Origin of the sequence: Blautia sp. Sow4_E7 (genome assembly GCF_052116245.1) — a bacterium.
Lineage (GTDB): Bacteria > Bacillota > Clostridia > Lachnospirales > Lachnospiraceae > Blautia_A.
In genome coordinates, this window is record NZ_JBQKLL010000012.1 from 1 (window position 1) to 19,110 (window position 19,110).

Below are 19,110 nucleotides of genomic sequence, written 5' to 3' on the forward strand. Positions count from 1 at the left end.
ATAATTCGGTGCCGGGATCTGATCCGCTGCTGCTTTCCTGCAACGGCTGACCCAGTTATAAAAAGTGCTTACTGCGATGTCGTTTTCACGGCACCAGTCAGCATCTGTCATACCGCTTTGGCGGCATTCATTGATAAGCCTGATCTGTTCCGCCATCGGAACACGGGCTTTGCGAGTAGTTGCCATAACCTATCCTCCGTAATTGTAGTGAAATAGTTTAAATATCTTTCGCCTACAATTATAGAGGAAATCAGAGTATTAGAAAATCCGCAGGAATATTTGGCGCTTACGGAAAAAATAGAATTATCTTCACTTACTTCTATATTAATCAAGCTGCCACCGTCATAATCAAATGCGTCAATACATCCTTGAAAATAATCTGAACTTTCCATACTTCCAATTAAAGTAACTGATGCTGGAATTTTAATAGTTTGTAACTTTGGACAATTTTGAAACGCATACTCTCCAATACCAGTAACACCATTTTCAACAATTACCTCAGTTGCATCATTCCAGGGTTTTACTTCGTCATATGAAAAATCCTTCATCTTACCATTACCTGTAATAGTGACAACACTTCCAGACAATGACCAAGTAACATTATCACCACAGCTACCGCTATTTATAGAATTAGTATCAATTGAAACACTACCTTCATAAGAATCTATGTCTGAAGTAAAATCAAACTCTTTATCACTTATTTCTTGAGGAAAATCTTCCCGATTTGATTCCAGACCGTAATCTTCCTGACCATCGGAAAAATCATTTTCTATAGCAGCATCTTCCGCTGCTAATACACTCACTGGCACACCAGAAAGTGCTATTGCTGATGATAACAATACTGCCCAAATTTTCTTCTTCATACTTTGTGACCTCCCACCTCTTATAGTATCAAATTAACTGTACTATAATAGTAAATCTCTCTAGTACAAAAGTCACTCCACCAAAAGTGAAAAAAAGGGTACTTACACAGTTTCCTGCATAACTACCCTATCATTACTCTTGCTGCAATGCAAATTCAGAAGATTTAAAAACAACTATTTGAATTCCTTTGTGTTAACTTTGTGGCAAAACAAAAGCACTCCCATTTTTGTTGAAAGTGCTTTGTTTTTATTAAATATTATATAACTTTTTATTCAATTATCAGAACTTACCAGCCTTAGCAGCTTCCTCTACATAAACGGTAAAGCCCGCAAAATTAAGACATATCGAACATTTTGTTACCTACTTGTTTCCTATTCACCAATTTTGGTACTTTTTCAGCACTTCTCAGACCAATTTTATACCTCGATTCCGTCATAAACATAACCCGTTTCCTGCCAGAATTTCATAGGTGATATGTAATAATCATACTGGCTACTTCCGTCTTTCTTGAAAGCTACTCCAAATGTGAGTAATCCCTGGATGATTCCCTGTCTCACAAACTGAGGATCTTTCTTCATTACTCTTGCAGCTACATTCACCGGTACATTTTCGCCAGTAAATCTTGGCACTTCTAACCATACCTTCTTTTCTTCCATTTGTCAACTCTCCCTCCAATATAATTTTCCATATACCCAGTCCATCAATTTTAATGCGATCATTCCTGGTGCAAGCATTACCAGCACCACCAAAAAGAAAAATCCGGCCAGCGCTGTTGCCGCGAACTCACCTTTCCTGGTTTTATCGCACCACTCAGCTCTCGGACATATTCCTTCATCAGTATAGCACTTGCCATCGCATTCGACTCCTCGCTGCCACATCTCCCTCACCCCTTTTCTTAAAGGGCTTTTCCAACTGCTTCCATAATGTTCTCTGCCTTTGCTGGTCCGATTCCCTTTACTGTCAAAAGGATTTCTCTTAGCTCATCTGCCTTCAATCCTTCGGAGTCTTCCTTGCCCTGGTTATATGCGTTCATGTAATACCGCGACAAGTAGTTGGACATATCCTGGTGGTCCATTTTCTTAATTTCCTTGTACATCTTTCGGTTCAAAACCATCTGCTTTGCCATGACTACTCACCCTCTCTTCCGTCAATTCGATATACTGCATCATCGTAATAAGGGTATATCCGTCCATTATTTCTTCCGGTTCTTGTATCTCTGATGCGGAACGGATCTTCTCCTAAGCCATCTACTTCCTTTCCCATGAATACTACACCTTTTCCGCTCAGCGGATGATTTTTGCATCTGAAGTGTACAACATCGCCCACCTGCATCTCTCTTCCATCTTTCGCATATTTACCTGTTTTCATGTCTCGCCTTCCTCTACTTTCCTTATGATCTTTAACTGTTCCAACGGAACAAGCCTTGTTTTATTACACCCATATGCTACAATGGCAACCTTTTTCTGCTCTATATCATTTCGGTTTACAAAATCAACTTCTACTCCATCTGGCCTGCAAGCACTATCACAAAACAATTCTGCTTTCAGCGTAATAAACTTCATACCTATGACAACGCCTACAAATCTCTTCTCCACTGCCTCGTAATATGTTTTTACGAAATCGCTACCGCCCCATTCTTCCGGTTCTACTTTTCTTTCCTTTTCTTCGGCATTTTCGTCAACATAGTAATAAACATCGGAGTATTGTTCAGAGTGCCGGATATATTTTCCGTCCTTAATTCTTTTCATATAAGTATTGCACTCTACAACTTGAAACATATATTCATTATTCCTGCGTAATTTCACTGCATGTCCGCCTCCTGTCTCTTGCTGCTGATCTAAACATCATAAGCAGCATTTCTGATACTGGTCTGCTCCGATCATGTCTCTTGGCTTTCTTTATGCAGGTTAATTCTGTTCCATCCAAAACATATACACCAACGTAGTGTGGGACCTCCAATGAAATCGTTGCGTAAATCTTCTCCGGCATTACCAGGTAATTATAATCTCCGATGAAATTCAAGCCATGCCCCGAGCGAAAATCCTCTACAGATGATTTCACTTCATAACAGTAAAAGTCTCCTTTTTCTATTCCGGACACCGTATTATTAACCGGTTTATATCTCATATAATCAACTCTGACTGCATGGTTTGTGGAGTAATCAAATGTCACTTCCTTAGCCCAATATATCCGGGGATCATTGTACGGATTGATTTTCTTTTCAAGTGCCAGAGACAACGTAGCTGTTATCTCTGGTCTTCTGCTCACTCTTTCTTCTCCTTTCTGTACAGTTCAGATGTTCCATCCAGCACCTGACGTTCCTTTTCATCTTCAAAATACCAACCATACGGCTCAAACACCTCATATCCTTTCAAGAGTGCGTCTCCTTTGTTTTTATTAAAGACCAAGTTGTAATCATACGGTTCGTTGCAAATTTTCATTGAATTGTGCAAAATAATCATCATCTGATGTAAGGAACTAAGTTTTCCCGCTGACTCATCTGCTGCTTTTTTCTCTTCTGGTGAAGATTCATAGTAGCTCTTTTTCAAATAGAAATCTCGCACTGTGCTTGCATAAATGTAACTGCCAAGTGCCATCATAGCTTCCCATATCTTTTCTTTTACTTCAGATTCATCTTTAACCGGGCTGATTTTCCCCGAAATAATATTCTCCAGAAATTCTTTTCTTCTGGCACTGCTTTCTTTTAATATCGCTTTGATTTTCCTTTTTGCCTGATCCTTTTCCTTTTGCTCTTTTTCCCAAGGTGAAAGTTCTTTCTTTCCTTTTGGAATTTTTGTAATAATTCTCAAGCTACGATAATATACTAAGAAAAATTTTTCTTCTTCTGTCTTTGGAAGTTTGATCTGCTCCGGAACGTCTTTGTCTAACTCATACTCCTTAATAGTATTCCATTTTCCGCTCCAAATTTCATTTTCTGCTGACTTCGGGGCAGCCTTAATGCCTTTCTTCTTCAACATCTCTTTCAGTTTTTTTGCATTTTCATTTCGTTTAGCTTCTGCTGCAGCTGCTTGCGCTCTGCTCACCAAGTCTCTTGAACTGGTTGCTTCTCTGAGAATTTTATCCCTCGTCTTAATATCTTTCACTTTTTCCAGTTCGTATAAATCCTTCAGCGTTAACTGAAAATTTTCATCCTGCTCCTTCTTTTTAAGTTCATCCTGGTTTAGCTTCGCAATATTTAACCTACGGCGAATGGTAGTCTTGCTGAATCCAGTTTTCTCAGCAATTTGTTCCTCGGTATCTCCCAAATCAAGCATAAGCTGAAATCCCTGGGCCTGCTCATAAATTGTCAAATCGCTGCGCTGCATATTTTCTTCCAGCATGATTGACAACTGTTCTTTTCGGCTTAATCCTTCAGCGATCCTGCATGGCAATTCTTCCAGGCCTGCTAACTTTGATGCTCCATGCCGGCGGTTCCCAATCAACGCATAATACTCTCCAGGCTGTTCTTCTACCGGAACAACCGTTAAATTCTGTAAACACCCCTGTTTTTTCATCGATTCTGCCAGCTCCGTCAAATCTCCGAGATCCTTTCTTGGATTCTCCGGGTGCGTATGGATGTGATCTATTCCGATATAAACTATATCTCTTCTTTCTTCCATGGCTTTTCTCCTCATTCTCATATATGAACGGCGGCTTTCCAGCCGCCATATCAGTTACTCAGTTTTCAGTTTTCTAAAATAAGCGGAGCGGAAACCGAGGAGGCCGAGGGCGCAAGCCCGAGGGCCGCCCAGGCCCACGCCGAACACGCCAGCATTGGAAGTGTTGCCCCAGTAGCCCCCGCAGATCGGCAAATATTCTCCCTCAGTGCTATCAATATAGCAGTAGGCTTCCGGCTCTCCAGGATACAGAGCCAGCTCTTTCAGTGCTTCACTCTCGCAATCGATATTAACATCTTCCCATTTACATCCATCGTATCCCTCTTCGTGATCACTTTCAGCAAGGAATTTGATACCGCCATCTGAAACGCTTACTCTAATAGACCTTCCGGAATCATCTCTTACCGGTTCCCAGTTATCTCCTTCAAGAGTAAGATCGATGTCCAATGCTGCATCGTTATTCTTTGCCATCTCCAGCTGTCCATCTTTTATTCTCAGGCCTCTTACCATTTCCCATACGTTTCCGGTCAAATCGTGAACGCCTTCTACTGTATGATCGTGTGTCCAGGTTGCCGGTCCTGATCCGGTTTTGGTCTTTCCGGATTCTCCAGCTGACTCTCCATGTTCTTCCGGGTTTGCATGATACTTTCCATAGTTTGTGTTGCCATGTGGCAAAGTACCATTCTTCAAGCTGAGGTTCGCAAGCAATCCCCATTCAGCTCTTGTCATAAGATGCCATCCCTCTCCCTTTGAAAAACAAGCTCTCGCCGCCTCATCATTGGTAATTCCTGTCCATGGCTTCTGTATTGGCAGGCTATAAGGCTTTCCGTTAATTTCGCAGTTCTCATAGACAGAAATGTAAATTTCATCGTATTCTTCATCTCCAATGATAAACGCTGCATTTGTTTTATCGCTTCCACCGAACAGCTCCTTATTTGTCACCTTGCGGAATCTGTGCATGAATGACGGGATGCCGGCATTGTCGTAAATTGCCACTACTGCGTGTTCCAGGTTTCCGCTGATGAAATGGGTTGGTGTGATCTGCTCCTCAGTATTCTTTTTTCCGGAAGGTCTCTCCTGGATTACCGGACAAATATTGATCTGCATATCATCTCTTGCCGCATAATCCTTAATTGCTTCCATCTGCTCTGCAACGAATTTTCTCTTTCCTTTAAACTTTGCTGAAAACTCACCATTCATAAACTTTGCTTTTGCCATGTTCTTTTCCTCCTATGCTGTGGCTAATTCTCTATTCAAAAGTATCTCAAATACTTTGAATCCATAGATAAATCCCTGCATTTCTGCCTCGATTGCAACTCCCATTACCGAGTCCTCTACTTTTCTTTTGGCTACTACATCATCATTCAGCCCGCCCATTGCCTTATAAAACTCTTCGTATTTTGCCCCAAGCTCTTCGATTTCTCTATTCTCGATTGCCGGGCCTTCGATAAACTGGTCGAACAGATTCTTTATGTAACTGCACTCTGTTCTGGATCTTCCCTTCATCAGGATATTTTCCTGCGTTTTTACTCCATGGAAATGCTGTGCGATTAAATCATTAAATTTCCCAAGTCCTTCCACGAAAGCCTTACTACGTTTTTCCTCGGCACATATCTTTTCAATGTAAAGCTGGCAGCCTTTTTCACTCAGTTTCCAGATTGGATGTTTTCTCTGGTTTCTATACGGTCTATACGCAATCTCGAACTCCTTCTTTTCGTCTTCGGACGCTTCTGCATTGTAAAACCGAGAAATCCGATTGAAAATTCTCGTGTGCGTACTCTGGAAAATTTTTGCGATTTCCCAACTGGTAAGCGGCTCTGCAGGTTGCGTTGTTCCCTCTGCTACTTTTCGGATAAGCTCTGCGGCCTTTCCGATTTCTTCCGGCGTGATCTTAATTTCGTTCATCCTTCCAGCTCCTTTCTCAAAGCCTGCAGAAGAGGATGCCAAGGCCTGGCTCCTCTCATGCGCTTCACGACTTTTCTCAAATCAATCTCTTCCTTGCTGATGCTTTCCATTCCGATCAGCTTATCGCTGTTCCAACGGATCAGCTTATCCTTGAATCCATCGGTCAACTTTACTTCTCCAGCTGCGCACTGTTTGTCCTCGAACATGACCCACTTTTTCCCATTAAGGATGCAATAACCAACAATCATCTCTTGTCCTCGCTTTCAATATCAGCGCTTTCTCCAGGAAAACAATTTCCGCAATATTTCCATACCTTATTCCCTACTTTCACGAATGTAGAATAGGTTGCCATATATTTTCCTGTCTTCGGGTTTAATCTACTGTCGTAAGGTTCTCCTACCTGCAGATATCCTGCTCCCATATTTCTCGGTGGCAAAATATTCAAGAAGTACCAGTAGACATCTTCGTCCACCAACTCCCCAGGCTTGCAAAAATCATCCCGGTTTTTCCCGCTTTCTTCCCATCCTTTAAGTGTCTTGATCTCTTTCTGCTTTTCTTCGCTCATTCTCTGCATACTCCCTTTCTTTTATTGCTATGTAGTCTTTGACATGAAACCCATTCAAAATATTGATTGCCTGCAGTTCTGATAGTCCGCACCTCCCTTGAAGTTCCTGCCGCAGTTCTCTTCTCTCGCCTGTATCTTGCCTACCATTTTCCGGAAGATTTTCTGCCAATATTCTGTATTCATTGGCGATTTCTGCTGTGAGAAGTTCTGGCATTATACAGCCTCCAGTTCTTCTTTCACTCGGTTCAATGCGTATTTGCCGGCCGGATTCAACATTCTCTGCCATGCCCCCTGGGATGGTGCCCATTTAAAGCCATGCTTTTTCAAAACGGCTCTGACATCTGCCTCCGGCTTTCCATCAAAGATGATCTGTAGCCTCATAGCTTCCACATTCTCAACAACCTTGAACAGCTCAAATTCCGTCTCTTTTGTTCCCTTGCCTTTAACTTCTCTCAGACCTTTCAGTCTTTCCTCTACTCTATGGATATTTGCGTTATTGTTCTGCAGGGCGTATGCTGGAAATCCAACCCTTCCCATAAAATCCGGTGTTCTGAGTTCCTGGATCTGCTCATCGGAATATCCCAGGATTTTAAGCTCCTCGTCTCCCTTTTTGGTGTCCTTCAAACGGATGGCTTTATTGACAGCTCTCATTCTTTCCTGGTTTTCTTTTAAAGCATCCAGTTTCTCTTCCAGGCGTTCTATGGCATCCTCATCTGAGGACTTGATAATATCCTTTCCTCTCAAAATGCCCTTGATCTTATCCGGAATTTTCTGCGTCTCAGCATAAAACTGATGGTTTTTCTCCCAGGCCTGTACCTGTTTTTCTTTCTTCTTCACTGGGAAATTGCCGGCTCCCGAAATCATAACAGAAGGGCATCTGCAGCCGATATTACTCTCCCGGTTCATATACTCAGCCATTCTCTTTGAATATCTCTTCGCCAATGCTTCAACTCTTTCCGCTTCTCTCGGTCTTGCTTCTGCAACTTTCTCGGCCAAGTCATAGACTTTATCGACATACCCTCTGTATTCTTCGGTCTTACTGCCTACCTTGTAATCGCTCATGGACATCATATCGTGTGCGATTCTGGCCTGCTCTTCGTTAATTGTGCAATATAATCTTTCCATTTCAGCACCCTCCCTCAAACTCTTCCATTTTCTCTCTGTCAAATTTCATTGCCGGATAAGTGCAATATCCGCTACGTCTCATTCTTCCTGTCGATTTTGCCAGTCCTTTCGTCTCCAGGAAATTCACTACCCAAGGGCAATTATTTGTGTCCACATATGCCTCGTTCTCTGCTAAAGTTGGATCACACAGGCAAACGGTAATTCTTGCAACCGGTCCCTCTCTTCTGCTGATGATTTCAACTGCGATACTGCCATCCATCTGATACTGTCCTACTCTTAATGTACAATCTGTATATGTTGCGTATCTTGTCTTAACCTCTAATAATGCCATGCTATATTTCTCCTAAAATTATGCTGTGATCGGCTCTCTGTGCTTTTCCATCCTTACATCTGCTCTTCCTGCAAGATTCTCTCTGTACTCCTTGAGGCTTCTCTTTGCATCAGCTCTGGTATATTCGCTGTTCTCACATTCCCAGCCATATCCCCAGTTTGTCATTATGTCCCACCGATCCTTTGTCTTTCTCTGATAGCTCATTCATTCTCCCTCCTTCATCTGCGAGTCTTCATTTTTTATTTCTCGCACTTGCGAGCATTGTGGGTAAAAAAATAACACCTACCATTCCAGATTCTTGATTTCATCTGCTACTTTCGCATATCCATTGCTTTCAAGCAACCATAAGTCAAACTGTACTGCATGATCGTAAAAACTTACTCCGCTATCGTTCATGCTATAAAGCTCATCTCTGATTTCCATTACCATTTCCTTGCTGCCGGTTGCAATCATAACAGCTACGATGGCCTGAACTTTTGCCTGTCCAGCATTCCATTCCTCTGAAAAAAGTTCTTTCTCGTCTCTTGCTGCTAATGCTGCTCTGTAATCGTTCATGTTATACATAATCTCTACCTCCAAGATGTTTTATTTGTTGTTTGATTATGTATATATTATAACTCGCACTTGCGTATTTGTCAATAGTTTTGCTCTTTTATTTCAAGTTTTTCTCGCACTTGCGTTTTTCGATTTTCACATCATACCCAGCAGCATTGACAATCCTAACGAAATTCTCATATCTCATATTCCCAGAAATCAATCTGCTCACTCTCTGTCTGGTGATTCCCATTTTCTGAGCCAGCTGGATCTGCGTCATTCCTTCCTTCTCCATCATTTTATTGATGATCTCTGCCGCACCTTCGCCTCTGATCTCCGTTACGGTTTCCCTTGCCGGATAAACTACCCTGCTCATTTCCAAACTCCTTCCTTTTTCAAAACCTGTTTTACCACTTCTTTCATCGTATCAGCAGATGCTACATTTGTGTCCTGATTCTTTTCATACAAACTTGCGATCTTGCAGATAATATCCGGATTGTCATTTAAGCCTCCAGCAATGCCTTTAGGAATCCCCCAATAATCGCAGAACTCTTCAATTGCATTCTTTATATCCTCTTCCAGGTATTCTCTCTCCCTGATCCGGTACGCTTCTTCAATCTCTGCCTCTGTCAACTCGATTTTCACTGTTCTCTCATCACAGATAGCAATATTGTTGTACTCTCCGACTTTTCTTATTATACTTCTTTCAATTACCATGTCTTCCTCCATTCATCAAGACGGCTACACCTTCCGGATAATTCTCATCAAACCAGTGCCAGATTTCTATTCTGTCCGTTCCTTCTGAAAATCCCAAGAACTCTTCCAGAATTGCATCTTCATCGTCAATGGGGATTTCTCCAAAAAACTGCCACAACTTTTCAAGTTCTTGGCTATTGAAGCAACTAGAAAATTCAACTTCTGAAATATCATCTATCTCCTTGCAACGTGGACAATACAACTCATCGTTTCCATAATGCAAACCCAGGTCGGAGTCTCTTCCGATCCACCCGCACTTCTTACATCTCCAGATCAACATTTCCCATTGCCTCCCATTCTTCTGTCAATGTCTCTCTCTTTGCAAATACTGCGGTGCTTAAATCAATTCCGTAGAAAATTTCCCGGTTTCTCACCTTTTCCTCGAAGCGTTTTCTACAAAGTAGTTCGTTTCCAAATACTCCTCCAAGCTGTACATATCTTCCATCGTCAATCCGTTTTGCCAGCACTGTGTACTCTGTGTCTGGAGTATTTACAGTAACAAGTCTGCTCTGTTCTTCCTCTCCTACAGTCCATTTTATCTTCTGGCCACATTTCTCACAGTAGGGTTTCTTTCTCTGATCGACTACTCTTTCAGCCACAATTCTTCTCTCTCCCACAATGCTACTGCAGCAAGGGCAACGGAACCAATTATTTACCTGGGTTTTTGCCTCGCCATGTCCATCCACATAATCAACAAACAACACGCTTCTTTCGTTCATGCAAAGGACCGGCGGCATTGCTACTGATTTTTTTAATGCTTCCAAAATTTCCTGATCGTTCACAGTTCTTTTCCTCACTTTCTGTACCCAACGTATAACAAAAACAGTAACATTAATATAGCTCCCATACTCTCGCCTCCTATAAATATGATCTTCCGTATCTCTTCCGGAATGCTTCCCTGGCTTTTCTTGATTCCTGCTGGCTATTGGCAAAAATCCACTCTTTTTCCCAAATAGCCTGTCCGAGCATTTTTGATAATCTCTCAGCCATTGGATTTTCGTGGATTCTGCAGAGCTTCTGTCCCATGTTATGACAATTATTGCAAACTGGGATTTTCAAGCCATCCTTTTCACTAAGTTCTCTACCTGCAGTTCCAAAGATTAAATGGTGTTCTGCTTCTGCCTGTCTTCCGCAGAAAATGCAGATTTCCGGATATTCTGTCACAATTCCTTTGCTCATTCTCTTACCTCAGCTATATACAATTTCTTCAAACAATGCGTATTGGATAATTTCGTCTGCTGCAATTTCATCAATCATTCCTGGATCAACTCCCCAGGTTCCATCATACCGTCTTGCAACTGGCATATAGTCTTCTGAAAAGTATTTCAGCAACCCTGCCTTAAAATTTTCTAACGTCAGGGAGCGATATGTTTCCTCCTCAATTTCATACAATTCCAACTAGCCGCCTCTGCTGATCTGCTCGCTGGCATATTCTCCAAGATACCTCCCTACTACGTTGACTTCTGAACACCAACACTGCAACGTTGAACTGTCTAACGCAGTTGACATGATATCGTCTACATCTTCTTGTGTAATCACGATTTCTGCCGTTATTTTTAAGATAATATCATCCATCTTAATCCTCCAATTCCGTGCCGCATACCGGGCACTTTTCAATCTCTTCATCATAAGTCTGAACATATCCTGCGCAATGCGGACACCAAGCAATTTCACCATTTGCTTTCCAGTCTTCCAGCAAACTTTCTGGATGCTGCCAATCCAGTTCCTCGAACATTGTCTCGGCCAATTCTTCATCTCCGGCAAGTATTTTCAGTATGTCGTTCCTTGTATACTTTTCGTCCGACAATTCCGGAATATAGCAAACATCGTCTGGCCTGTTCTGAAAAGCATCTTCATCCTTGAATATCCATCCTTGCCGGTAATAATCCCTGTCGATTATCTCTGGCTTGCTTCCATTTTCCGGTGAATAACTTCCGATCAGCAACGGAAGTCGCACCTGGCTTAACGCCTCACATAACTCCAGTATCATATTTTCAATAGCTTCTGCATCTTTTACTAGCTCTCTGGTCGATGGAACGCCGCTTATGCCATTGTGCCTTGCTTCAATCCACATCTCTATGTGTTCATCCACATCGAAGTCTTCATAATACATCTGCAGATTTTCCTTGAAGCTCTTTGCCTGATCCTTTTCTTTGAAATTAATTATCATCGAAAAGTCTTCTCCTGCCGGAGATGCCTGCCCGATTTCAACATATGTCCTTCTATTATCCGGTTCAATATATGTATCCCAGTTCCAGCCCATTTTCTCTGCTTTGCTAAGAAGCATTTTCAACCCACTTGATATTTCTTTGTATTCTGCCATGTTTTCACCCCTCAGTGTCCGAATAGTACACATCAAATGCAATGCCAGCATTAATCAACTTATCTTCCAGATAGTTTCCATAACACCAGCCATCACCGTCTTCCCAGTAACTATCCCATGCTTCCTGCAGAACTTTCTCTGCTCTCACAGCATCTTCTTCACTCACAATGAAAATGCAATCCATCCATTCATTCATTTCTGAACGGATTCTAATGCAGGTGTCCTCAATTCTCTCTACCATATCAGTGCCAAACCTCCTCAAATTTTAAAAATTCCAAGTCTTCATCGCTATAGCCATTAGTTCTCAAATATGCCTTTGCTTCTACCTCGTTTTCAAACAGCTTTACCTTCCGGCCTTTTTCCATCAACCACTCATAAGGGTTCAGCGTTATTCCTTCGATGTGTCGGCCTATGCAGATGTACTTCCTGATTCCTACCCATTGAAAAATCTTCTCCTTTGCAAATTCTTCAATGGCTTCCTGGTATGTTTTCTCCGACTTATCCCAATCGGTTCGCCCGTAGTTTTCTTCAAACTCATTGGCCCAAACCACAAACATTTGCTTCCAACCCATGCTGTCTGTTTCGTTCAGCTTTGGAAATTCTTTCTGCAGATTAACATATGTCCATGTAATCTCAATCAGATTTTCCGTTGCTCTATTAAACTCTGTCTGCTGAATATCTGAATATGCCATCTTCTCACTCTCCTATGTAATAACAAGTAAAATTCCAATGGTCCCCGAACTCGTAGTAAAGTCCTTTCTTCTCAAAGATTCTGTCGAACTTTTTCTTGATTCCTGGGTTTGTACCGTACCAGAGCATATGACAAACGGTGCCTTCAAAAGCCATGCTGAGGATATGATCTTCTGCCACATTCTCAAAATATCTTCTTGGGTCCTCGTTTTCTCTCACAACCAGATGTTCCGGATCATTGTAATAAAATTCGCCTGTCTCCTTGTCGTGTGTGTCGAAGCATTTTCCATTGAAATAAATCTGAGTGTCCACCCACATATCGTGTTCCAGGAGAAACGTCCGGATCTCCACTGCAAGTTTTTCAATCTGCTTCTGTGTCAGCTTTGCTACCGTATTCATGCTGTTGCCACCTTTCTCTTTTTTCTTAGTAATCTGATTAAATGTTCTTTTGCTTTCTGGTACTGTTCCTCTGATTTTTCATCCGAATAAAACATATCCATTTCGTACCATCCATCATATCCATGATTTACCTCGAAGCCGTCATCCATAATCATTACTACACATCCCCATCCATGATTTGATGTCTCGAATGATACGAATGCACTTGTTTTCTCCTGGGCTTTCATTGCCAGTCGAAACAACTCTTCAATTTTCTTTTTCATCCTGCCACCTTTACCTTTCTGCTATGCAACGCATATACCATAGTTCCTCGCCCCTTGCCGGCCACCTTTGAAAACTCCTCGTCTGACATCGGATTCATATAAAACTGCACCGCTGTCAGCTCATCCTCTGTGTTGTATATCTTCACTGCATAAAGCACGTGGTCGGCTCCGGTTCTTCTCAGTGTTTCCGCTGCGCTATTCTCAAAATCTCGAAGGATTCCAGGAAGCTGAGAGAGGGGCATCTGCCCTCTCTGTACGCAACCAGCCTGGTCTTTCATGCTCCATCTGATTGTTTTTCCCATGCCCTTACGCTTCCTTCTTTTCTGTTTTCTTGGTCCTTGTTCTCTTTGCCGCCGGCTTCTCTTGTATCGCATTCTCTGTCTTCGGCTTTCTTGCTCTTGGCTTTTTAACCGGTTCTTCTACTGCTTCCTCTACCGCTTTCTCTGCTGGCTTTTCTGCTTCAGCTGCCTGCTCTGGCAAACGCTCCTGCAATTTGTAACGCTTTCTGATGGATGCGATCATCAGCTCGACTTCCGCATTTACCAGTTCCTTTTCTTCATCCGTCAGACCTGCAACCAGGTCTTCTGACTCCTGCCAGTATCCTGCGTTATCCAGGAACCGATCAATTACCTTCTTTGCTCTGTCGTGTTTAACATCCCATTTCATCCTGCAATTCCTCCTACTTCTTCAAATTCAAAAACACCGATGCTCTTGATAAATTTCTTCGATGTCTTCATCCCTCTTCCTACCTGTTGACCGCTGATATACTGCCGGAGATAATAGCCACCAACCAGTTTTACAACTTCCCATACCTTCTTTTCGTTCCAACGATCCCGGTAATAATTTCTCTGTAAAGCCATCTTTTCATCCTCTCTATAAAATGCAACTTCCCTGCTTGCTGAAATCAACAACACCTCTGTTCCATCCCCAGTTAGCTCTTTCTCGCTCTCTGATGTATTCCTGCTGGAGAATAGCCTCTGTCATTACCTGATTGAAAACCCATTCGTTATCTCCGTTAAATACTTCCTGGATGGTTCCTGAGGAAACCAGGAGCATCATATTGTCAAGTGATTTCTGATTTTCTCTGTATTTTCTTCTTGTGTCACCGATTGTAACGGTATTTAAGAATTCTGGTCTTTACATGTTCCCTCTCCTCTCTATAACCACTCCTCAAATCTTTCTGGATCAAGGCTTTCCATTCTGTCAAACACCAGGTCGATCATCGGATTCCCTTTCGGAAGCTGATTGAATAACTTCACGCAACCATCAAAATCCAATTTCTCGATCATATCTTTTGCTTTCTTCATCAGTGTTTCCATCTTCTTTCCTCCATCTCATCTACTGCCAGGCCGATCACTGCTGTACCATTTGCCATTACCAACCAGAAGTTTAACGGCTCCATCCCAGTTGCCATCCCCCATGAAAAATTGATAAACAGCAACACTGTCAAAAATCTTCTCAGCTTTTTCATTGCTTTCTGTCCTCCTATATGGTAGACTTGATAGCCAAGGGGAGTTACCGCTCCCCTGCTACCAAGGAACTGTTTGGTTCGATTTACTTAATCCAATTTAAGATCGCCGTAACAACTGCTAAGAGCATTGTTACTATGGCAACTACGATGCTGGTCAGGCTCTCGTAAAACTGGATTTTAAGAAGTCGTTTCTCAAGCAGTTCTTTTTCTTTGTCTTCCGGTTTCTTTCTTTTTGCCAACTGGTGTTCTCCTTTCAGATTATTTAATCATTCTCGCACTTGCGAACTATTTGGGTAAAAAAATAACACCTACCTGTTTGGTTCTTGTGTTTTGTTTGATTATGTATATATTATAACTCGCACTTGCGTATTTGTCAATAGTTTTGCTCTTTTTATGCAAATTATTTTCGCAACTGCAACATTTGATAGTTAATAGTGAGAATAAAATAAAAAGATAGAAAAAGATTTAGATACAGAAATAGATATAGAGTAATAGTGACGTGACGGTTTCGTGACATTGATGGGACAATGTCACACGTTTTTTATTATAATATGAAGATTTTCCTTTATTTATAAGGCTTTACGCATTTGTATCTTATCCTCATTTGAGTGTGGATAATGTGGAAAACTCGATTTTGCGAACATATTTGTGATCTGTTTTCTTATTTTGCATATATGTCTATACGCTCATACACGCTTCTATACCGAATTTTAGCCTTTAGGCATATTAAGTATTGAAAAAATCTCTATCGTTGCTCAGGCACATTTCGTCAAAAATAGCATTAAAATTTTGGTTATTTTGTATATTGATTTTTACCTCTAACTTGCTCCGCATTTTACAATAAAAAATGCCCCAGTCCCGAAGGACCAGGGCGTGTGTGATATATTTTCCTCAGAGGTGCAGACTCTCTTCAAAAGCACCATTTCTCCGCTGTTATTTCAGCAGCTTGTTTACTTCTTTCTGGACTTCGGCATAATTGTAACCGGCTGCTTCCAGTTTTTTCTTCCGATCAGCTCCGTTTCCCCATTTTCCGGAAACGACTTCCTTCGCAACTTCGGCTACAGATTTCTTTGTACTTGCCTTCAGCAGCTCATTCACTTTCTTCTGGACGGTGTCATAATTATAGCCGGCCGCAGTCAGCTTCTTTTTCCGATCATCTCCGCTACCCCACTTACCGGCAATCACCTCTTTGGCTACTGTCGTTACGTCTTTCTTGGTGGATGTGGTGGTTCCAACCTTTTTGTTGTACAGAGCAGTCAGCTTGGCTTTGGAGTTAGTTCCATACTGTCCATCAACCACCAGCCCATTGTCCTTCTGGAACTTGCGAAGTGCTTCATCCGTACCAGAGCCGAAGTCTCCATCCGCTCCTGCAGATCCGCAAGAGTATCCAACCTTGATAAGCATTTTCTGCATCGTGGTTACTTCTGATCCAGAATCTCCCTTTTCCAAATAATTCTTCTTTGCCGGAGTTGCATTGGAACTGGCATCTCCGCTCACTGCGATAGCCACATGATGATTGTCATTCAGCAGGATATCTCCAGGCTTTAGGCATGTACCGCTTGTCAGATATTTCTGATCGGTGAGAACCTTTGCTCCCGCTGTCTTGAATGCGCTTCTCATGTTATATGTAGTCAAGTAAATGCTAACTGCTTTCAGCTTCGGCTTATTCAGACGGTATCCGACTGCTTTCACAATGCTTGCGGTACTCTGGCTGCAGTCTGTTTCGCATGGCTTTTTGATTTTTGATGGATCATAACCATTTGCGGCCAGCTGCTCCCAGAAGGTATAGCGATCATTACTATTCCCTGCAGTTCCCTGGTCATAGCCGATCATATTATTGTTTGCGGCCTGTGTTGCCATCTCTGCAATCATTGCCGCTACTTCCTGGTCCTCAAATCGTAAAACACAGAGCCAAGGTCTGTTGTACCAGTTGATGATCTGATACTCTGTGCCAGTCTGATCGCCCGCCTGGCCTCCTGCATAACGTCCATTTTCATCATGTCCACAATTACTAATTTTCACGCTCACGATTTTTTCCTCCTTTGCATAATCGTTATAGAATTTCTGGCCTCTTGCCGCTCTACTTTCGCATACGCTTTCCCCTGTGTTGGCCGGAATTTCAAACTTCTTTAAAACAACATCGGATGCCTGCCGGATTGTTGTTGCTGATTTGAGAATAGCCAAAACCGGGCTGTAGCTTTCTCTCAGTTCTTTCAGTAAGAAATCCAGCTGCATATCTTCGTCCGCGATGGACACGCCTCTCTGCTTGGCAAAACTCCAAAGACCAGATTTTCTGCCAGGACTTGTCCACTGGGCCAATCCGTACCCATACTGTTTTCCGGAAAGCGGATGTAAGAACTCCTCGCAGGAGATCTTTCCGCTGTCGATTGCAGCAGTATAAGTGGTATCAGTATAAACCTTTCCGTTTTCTTTCAGCCGTTTAAGGCACAGGTATTCAACCCGGTTTGTGTAGAAACCATCACTCTCCGCTTCCAGGTTTCCGATCAGGCCGCAAGCCCCAGCTGCAGTCATGCCGGCCTGTCTGAATTTCTTATAGGCTCTTTTCTCCGCCTCAACGTTTATACTCATCTTTCAGCACCTCGCTTTCTCCCCAGTTGTAGGGCGAAACTTCGTCAATAAATTCCCCAAATTCTCTGACTAACAGAATGAAAAAGGTGCCGCCTATGGCAAGCACCCCCACTACGATTTTTGCTACATTCCCCATGTCTACTCCTCTTTGTACTTCTTGCACTGCGTAATAGCCTGGATCACCTTGTCGTATCCCACCATTGATGCCAGCCAGGATAACAGTACCAGAGCGATTAAATATACAGCCATCTTTGCATTGATCTGTGCCTCCGTCAGAATGATATATCCCGCATCTACCAGAACTGACAGTACGACTGCAACGAAACCGGCCAAGAAATTGGAGAGGTATTTCTTGTTTACCTCATCCATCAATTTCTTGATTCCCTCTGTGAAGAGTCCTGTAAAAATAGATACAATCAGCAGTAACAGTAAAAAAATCTCTAAGCTCATAGTTTGCCCTCCTTTATGCAAATACCCAGTCTTCTGCTAACATGTCTGCCTGTGATGCAAGCCATCCCATCTGTACTCCAGATGTTCCAACAAATGCTATAGCCATGTTTCCGATAGCGTCATGTTCGCAGTTTATAATCTCTTCATCCGCTGTCTTGTAGGAAATCCCAGTTGCAAGCTGGATATACTGTTTCTTACCGTTCCAGCCTTTACGTGCCACTTTAGCTCCTCTTTTCAGATACTTAATGGCTTCGCCAAAAGAAAACGTTGCCTCTCCGCCAAGAATCGGGCAGTTCCGACCATCCGCAACAATCCATTCATCAGAAAGAATATTCTGAATTGTATACTCAACTTTCTGTGTTTCCCTTATGTCCATACAGCCACCGTCTTTTGTGTACATAAGGATTGTCTGAGACTCTTCATCCCACCACCAATATCCTCCCCATGATGGAAGTTTTACTCCTCTTCCACCCTTCATTACCTTTAATGCTTCTGCAAATATCATTATTCGTCCTCCTTATCCAGGTTCCCGACATTCATGTCGGGGACATATTGTTCTTGACTTTCTTTTTCGTCCTCTTTCTGCCATTTTCGATCCAGCCGTTTGTCTTTATTCGTCCGAATCCAGCCGCAGATTCCACACTCACCTATTGTTGCTGCCACAACAGCGCAGGCATAGGTTTCCGGCATACTTCCATATTCCCGGAAAACCAGGATCATCTGCCAGTTAAACCAAACAAAAAAGGCACCGACCAGAATCAGTACCAGGTTCAAGGTTCCGACCTTCTTTACGGCCGCAACCATTTTTTTAGTTTTTTTCATTTCACCTGCAACCTCCTAAATTACAGAAAAGAGTTCTCATCACTGCATTTTTCGTAAATCTTTTTGACGTTTGCTACTGAATGAACTCCCTTTCCATTCGGAAATTTAGGATGGGTTCTACAATATTTTTCGTAAGTATCAATATCATCGATAATCTGATTGAAATGTTCCTCCGTATGCCTTACATTATGTCGAATTTCATCGTTAAATCGAATAATTCTGTAGCGTGCATTTTTCGCATCCCCCTCCTCAATCTTATCCATGACTTCTTTGTTTAACGCTCGCCCGATTGCCCGAGCCAGTGCTGTCCAGGGATTGAACTTGATTGGTGCTATCTGCACTAATGTAAGGACAATGAAAAGGATTCCTCCGCCAGTTTCCATGAGTTCTTTTAATGTCATTCCTT

Annotated in this window: 42 protein-coding genes; all 42 read right to left on the reverse strand. The window is 42.3% G+C overall.

The features are described from left to right. A partial coding sequence (gene tnpA / locus ACTQ50_RS08830) for an IS66 family insertion sequence element accessory protein TnpA (RefSeq protein ID WP_441483897.1) occupies positions 1-186 on the reverse strand: 186 nt, incomplete at its 3' end. Further along, positions 108-863, reverse strand: a complete 756-nt coding sequence (locus ACTQ50_RS08835) for a leucine-rich repeat protein (protein WP_441483898.1) — start codon at positions 861-863, stop codon at positions 108-110. The genes ACTQ50_RS08835 and tnpA, both read right to left, overlap by 79 nt. A 417-nt stretch (positions 864-1,280) precedes the next feature. Beyond that, positions 1,281-1,520: a hypothetical protein gene (locus ACTQ50_RS08840; RefSeq protein WP_118608251.1), complete on the reverse strand. Its 240-nt coding sequence runs from the start codon at positions 1,518-1,520 to the stop codon at positions 1,281-1,283. Between the two features lie 3 nt (positions 1,521-1,523). Then, positions 1,524-1,742: a hypothetical protein gene (locus ACTQ50_RS08845; protein WP_441483899.1), complete on the reverse strand. Its 219-nt coding sequence runs from the start codon at positions 1,740-1,742 to the stop codon at positions 1,524-1,526. Positions 1,743-1,759: 17 nt separating this feature from the next. Further along, the gene (locus tag ACTQ50_RS08850; RefSeq protein WP_441483900.1) at positions 1,760-1,990 is read right to left on the reverse strand and encodes a hypothetical protein; all 231 of its coding nucleotides are present in this window, start codon (positions 1,988-1,990) and stop codon (positions 1,760-1,762) included. 2 nt (positions 1,991-1,992) lie between these two features. After that, positions 1,993-2,232, reverse strand: a complete 240-nt coding sequence (locus ACTQ50_RS08855) for a hypothetical protein (RefSeq protein WP_178643641.1) — start codon at positions 2,230-2,232, stop codon at positions 1,993-1,995. Beyond that, positions 2,229-2,669, reverse strand: a complete 441-nt coding sequence (locus tag ACTQ50_RS08860; RefSeq protein ID WP_441483901.1) for a hypothetical protein — start codon at positions 2,667-2,669, stop codon at positions 2,229-2,231. The genes ACTQ50_RS08855 and ACTQ50_RS08860 overlap by 4 nt, the downstream gene beginning before the upstream one ends. Then, positions 2,650-3,132, reverse strand: coding sequence for a hypothetical protein (locus ACTQ50_RS08865; RefSeq protein WP_441483902.1), 483 nt, complete (start codon positions 3,130-3,132; stop codon positions 2,650-2,652). The genes ACTQ50_RS08860 and ACTQ50_RS08865 overlap by 20 nt, the downstream gene beginning before the upstream one ends. Then, positions 3,129-4,484 (reverse strand): ParB/RepB/Spo0J family partition protein, encoded by a 1,356-nt coding sequence (locus ACTQ50_RS08870; RefSeq protein WP_138343326.1) that lies wholly within the window; start codon positions 4,482-4,484, stop codon positions 3,129-3,131. The genes ACTQ50_RS08865 and ACTQ50_RS08870 overlap by 4 nt, the downstream gene beginning before the upstream one ends. Positions 4,485-4,538: 54 nt before the next feature. Next, positions 4,539-5,699, reverse strand: coding sequence for an SUMF1/EgtB/PvdO family nonheme iron enzyme (locus tag ACTQ50_RS08875; RefSeq protein ID WP_441483903.1), 1,161 nt, complete (start codon positions 5,697-5,699; stop codon positions 4,539-4,541). Between the two features lie 12 nt (positions 5,700-5,711). Next, positions 5,712-6,386: a hypothetical protein gene (locus tag ACTQ50_RS08880; protein ID WP_441483904.1), complete on the reverse strand. Its 675-nt coding sequence runs from the start codon at positions 6,384-6,386 to the stop codon at positions 5,712-5,714. Further along, positions 6,383-6,634 carry a hypothetical protein gene (locus ACTQ50_RS08885; protein ID WP_118608243.1) on the reverse strand — a complete coding sequence of 84 codons (252 nt, stop codon included), beginning with the start codon at positions 6,632-6,634 and terminating at the stop codon, positions 6,383-6,385. The genes ACTQ50_RS08880 and ACTQ50_RS08885 overlap by 4 nt, the downstream gene beginning before the upstream one ends. Beyond that, the gene (locus tag ACTQ50_RS08890) at positions 6,631-6,951 is read right to left on the reverse strand and encodes a hypothetical protein (protein WP_441483905.1); all 321 of its coding nucleotides are present in this window, start codon (positions 6,949-6,951) and stop codon (positions 6,631-6,633) included. The genes ACTQ50_RS08885 and ACTQ50_RS08890 overlap by 4 nt, the downstream gene beginning before the upstream one ends. Beyond that, on the reverse strand, positions 6,914-7,165 hold the full coding sequence (locus ACTQ50_RS08895) for a hypothetical protein (RefSeq protein ID WP_418423084.1): 252 nt from the start codon (positions 7,163-7,165) through the stop codon (positions 6,914-6,916). Before ACTQ50_RS08895 ends, ACTQ50_RS08890 begins: the two co-directional genes overlap by 38 nt. Beyond that, the gene (locus ACTQ50_RS08900; RefSeq protein ID WP_441483906.1) at positions 7,165-8,076 is read right to left on the reverse strand and encodes a hypothetical protein; all 912 of its coding nucleotides are present in this window, start codon (positions 8,074-8,076) and stop codon (positions 7,165-7,167) included. The genes ACTQ50_RS08895 and ACTQ50_RS08900 overlap by 1 nt, the downstream gene beginning before the upstream one ends. Position 8,077: 1 nt before the next feature. Then, positions 8,078-8,407 (reverse strand): DUF4313 domain-containing protein, encoded by a 330-nt coding sequence (locus ACTQ50_RS08905; RefSeq protein WP_178643661.1) that lies wholly within the window; start codon positions 8,405-8,407, stop codon positions 8,078-8,080. 18 nt (positions 8,408-8,425) lie between these two features. After that, on the reverse strand, positions 8,426-8,611 hold the full coding sequence (locus ACTQ50_RS08910) for a hypothetical protein (RefSeq protein WP_178643663.1): 186 nt from the start codon (positions 8,609-8,611) through the stop codon (positions 8,426-8,428). 78 nt (positions 8,612-8,689) lie between these two features. Further along, positions 8,690-8,971, reverse strand: coding sequence for a hypothetical protein (locus ACTQ50_RS08915; RefSeq protein WP_178643665.1), 282 nt, complete (start codon positions 8,969-8,971; stop codon positions 8,690-8,692). An 88-nt stretch (positions 8,972-9,059) separates the two neighbouring features. Then, on the reverse strand, positions 9,060-9,317 hold the full coding sequence (locus tag ACTQ50_RS08920) for a helix-turn-helix domain-containing protein (RefSeq protein ID WP_441483907.1): 258 nt from the start codon (positions 9,315-9,317) through the stop codon (positions 9,060-9,062). Then, a complete protein-coding gene (locus tag ACTQ50_RS08925) occupies positions 9,314-9,658 on the reverse strand; it encodes a hypothetical protein (RefSeq protein WP_441483908.1) in 345 nt (114 codons plus the stop codon). The genes ACTQ50_RS08920 and ACTQ50_RS08925 overlap by 4 nt, the downstream gene beginning before the upstream one ends. Beyond that, positions 9,648-9,977, reverse strand: a complete 330-nt coding sequence (locus ACTQ50_RS08930; RefSeq protein ID WP_441483909.1) for a hypothetical protein — start codon at positions 9,975-9,977, stop codon at positions 9,648-9,650. The genes ACTQ50_RS08925 and ACTQ50_RS08930 overlap by 11 nt, the downstream gene beginning before the upstream one ends. Beyond that, positions 9,958-10,479, reverse strand: a complete 522-nt coding sequence (locus ACTQ50_RS08935; RefSeq protein ID WP_441483910.1) for a hypothetical protein — start codon at positions 10,477-10,479, stop codon at positions 9,958-9,960. The genes ACTQ50_RS08930 and ACTQ50_RS08935 overlap by 20 nt, the downstream gene beginning before the upstream one ends. A 76-nt stretch (positions 10,480-10,555) precedes the next feature. Then, entirely contained in the window at positions 10,556-10,876 is a 321-nt protein-coding gene (locus ACTQ50_RS08940) for a DUF968 domain-containing protein (protein WP_441483911.1), read from the reverse strand. Between the two features lie 9 nt (positions 10,877-10,885). Beyond that, positions 10,886-11,089, reverse strand: a complete 204-nt coding sequence (locus ACTQ50_RS08945; RefSeq protein ID WP_441483912.1) for a hypothetical protein — start codon at positions 11,087-11,089, stop codon at positions 10,886-10,888. Between the two features lie 6 nt (positions 11,090-11,095). Then, on the reverse strand, positions 11,096-11,272 hold the full coding sequence (locus tag ACTQ50_RS08950; RefSeq protein WP_441483913.1) for a hypothetical protein: 177 nt from the start codon (positions 11,270-11,272) through the stop codon (positions 11,096-11,098). Position 11,273: 1 nt separating this feature from the next. Further along, positions 11,274-12,020: a hypothetical protein gene (locus ACTQ50_RS08955; RefSeq protein WP_441483914.1), complete on the reverse strand. Its 747-nt coding sequence runs from the start codon at positions 12,018-12,020 to the stop codon at positions 11,274-11,276. Between the two features lie 4 nt (positions 12,021-12,024). After that, positions 12,025-12,261 (reverse strand): hypothetical protein, encoded by a 237-nt coding sequence (locus ACTQ50_RS08960; protein ID WP_441483915.1) that lies wholly within the window; start codon positions 12,259-12,261, stop codon positions 12,025-12,027. A gap of 1 nt (position 12,262) precedes the next feature. Beyond that, positions 12,263-12,712 (reverse strand): hypothetical protein, encoded by a 450-nt coding sequence (locus ACTQ50_RS08965; protein WP_441483916.1) that lies wholly within the window; start codon positions 12,710-12,712, stop codon positions 12,263-12,265. Between the two features lie 4 nt (positions 12,713-12,716). Continuing rightward, the gene (locus ACTQ50_RS08970; protein ID WP_441483917.1) at positions 12,717-13,109 is read right to left on the reverse strand and encodes a hypothetical protein; all 393 of its coding nucleotides are present in this window, start codon (positions 13,107-13,109) and stop codon (positions 12,717-12,719) included. After that, positions 13,106-13,372: a hypothetical protein gene (locus ACTQ50_RS08975; RefSeq protein ID WP_173735125.1), complete on the reverse strand. Its 267-nt coding sequence runs from the start codon at positions 13,370-13,372 to the stop codon at positions 13,106-13,108. Before ACTQ50_RS08975 ends, ACTQ50_RS08970 begins: the two co-directional genes overlap by 4 nt. Then, the gene (locus ACTQ50_RS08980; RefSeq protein WP_441483918.1) at positions 13,369-13,674 is read right to left on the reverse strand and encodes a hypothetical protein; all 306 of its coding nucleotides are present in this window, start codon (positions 13,672-13,674) and stop codon (positions 13,369-13,371) included. Before ACTQ50_RS08980 ends, ACTQ50_RS08975 begins: the two co-directional genes overlap by 4 nt. A gap of 4 nt (positions 13,675-13,678) precedes the next feature. Then, a complete protein-coding gene (locus ACTQ50_RS08985) occupies positions 13,679-14,038 on the reverse strand; it encodes a hypothetical protein (protein WP_441483919.1) in 360 nt (119 codons plus the stop codon). Continuing rightward, positions 14,035-14,232 carry a hypothetical protein gene (locus tag ACTQ50_RS08990; protein WP_237963348.1) on the reverse strand — a complete coding sequence of 66 codons (198 nt, stop codon included), beginning with the start codon at positions 14,230-14,232 and terminating at the stop codon, positions 14,035-14,037. The genes ACTQ50_RS08985 and ACTQ50_RS08990 overlap by 4 nt, the downstream gene beginning before the upstream one ends. A 297-nt stretch (positions 14,233-14,529) precedes the next feature. Next, complete coding sequence (locus ACTQ50_RS08995) at positions 14,530-14,691, reverse strand: hypothetical protein (protein WP_237963349.1); 162 nt, start codon at positions 14,689-14,691, stop codon at positions 14,530-14,532. Further along, positions 14,679-14,843 carry a hypothetical protein gene (locus ACTQ50_RS09000; RefSeq protein ID WP_171030218.1) on the reverse strand — a complete coding sequence of 55 codons (165 nt, stop codon included), beginning with the start codon at positions 14,841-14,843 and terminating at the stop codon, positions 14,679-14,681. Before ACTQ50_RS09000 ends, ACTQ50_RS08995 begins: the two co-directional genes overlap by 13 nt. An 83-nt stretch (positions 14,844-14,926) precedes the next feature. Next, positions 14,927-15,082: a hypothetical protein gene (locus ACTQ50_RS09005; protein ID WP_171030219.1), complete on the reverse strand. Its 156-nt coding sequence runs from the start codon at positions 15,080-15,082 to the stop codon at positions 14,927-14,929. Positions 15,083-15,776: 694 nt separating this feature from the next. Next, complete coding sequence (locus ACTQ50_RS09010) at positions 15,777-17,432, reverse strand: phage tail tip lysozyme (RefSeq protein ID WP_441483920.1); 1,656 nt, start codon at positions 17,430-17,432, stop codon at positions 15,777-15,779. Next, the gene (locus tag ACTQ50_RS09015) at positions 17,416-17,568 is read right to left on the reverse strand and encodes a hypothetical protein (RefSeq protein WP_441483921.1); all 153 of its coding nucleotides are present in this window, start codon (positions 17,566-17,568) and stop codon (positions 17,416-17,418) included. Before ACTQ50_RS09015 ends, ACTQ50_RS09010 begins: the two co-directional genes overlap by 17 nt. Before the next feature lie 2 nt (positions 17,569-17,570). Continuing rightward, entirely contained in the window at positions 17,571-17,882 is a 312-nt protein-coding gene (locus ACTQ50_RS09020) for an aminopeptidase (RefSeq protein ID WP_118608232.1), read from the reverse strand. Between the two features lie 13 nt (positions 17,883-17,895). After that, positions 17,896-18,387 carry a DUF2829 domain-containing protein gene (locus ACTQ50_RS09025; RefSeq protein ID WP_441483922.1) on the reverse strand — a complete coding sequence of 164 codons (492 nt, stop codon included), beginning with the start codon at positions 18,385-18,387 and terminating at the stop codon, positions 17,896-17,898. Then, positions 18,387-18,704 (reverse strand): hypothetical protein, encoded by a 318-nt coding sequence (locus ACTQ50_RS09030; RefSeq protein ID WP_441483923.1) that lies wholly within the window; start codon positions 18,702-18,704, stop codon positions 18,387-18,389. Before ACTQ50_RS09030 ends, ACTQ50_RS09025 begins: the two co-directional genes overlap by 1 nt. A 20-nt stretch (positions 18,705-18,724) precedes the next feature. Next, on the reverse strand, positions 18,725-19,105 hold the full coding sequence (locus ACTQ50_RS09035; protein WP_118608230.1) for a hypothetical protein: 381 nt from the start codon (positions 19,103-19,105) through the stop codon (positions 18,725-18,727). Between the last annotated feature and the right edge of the window lie 5 nt (positions 19,106-19,110).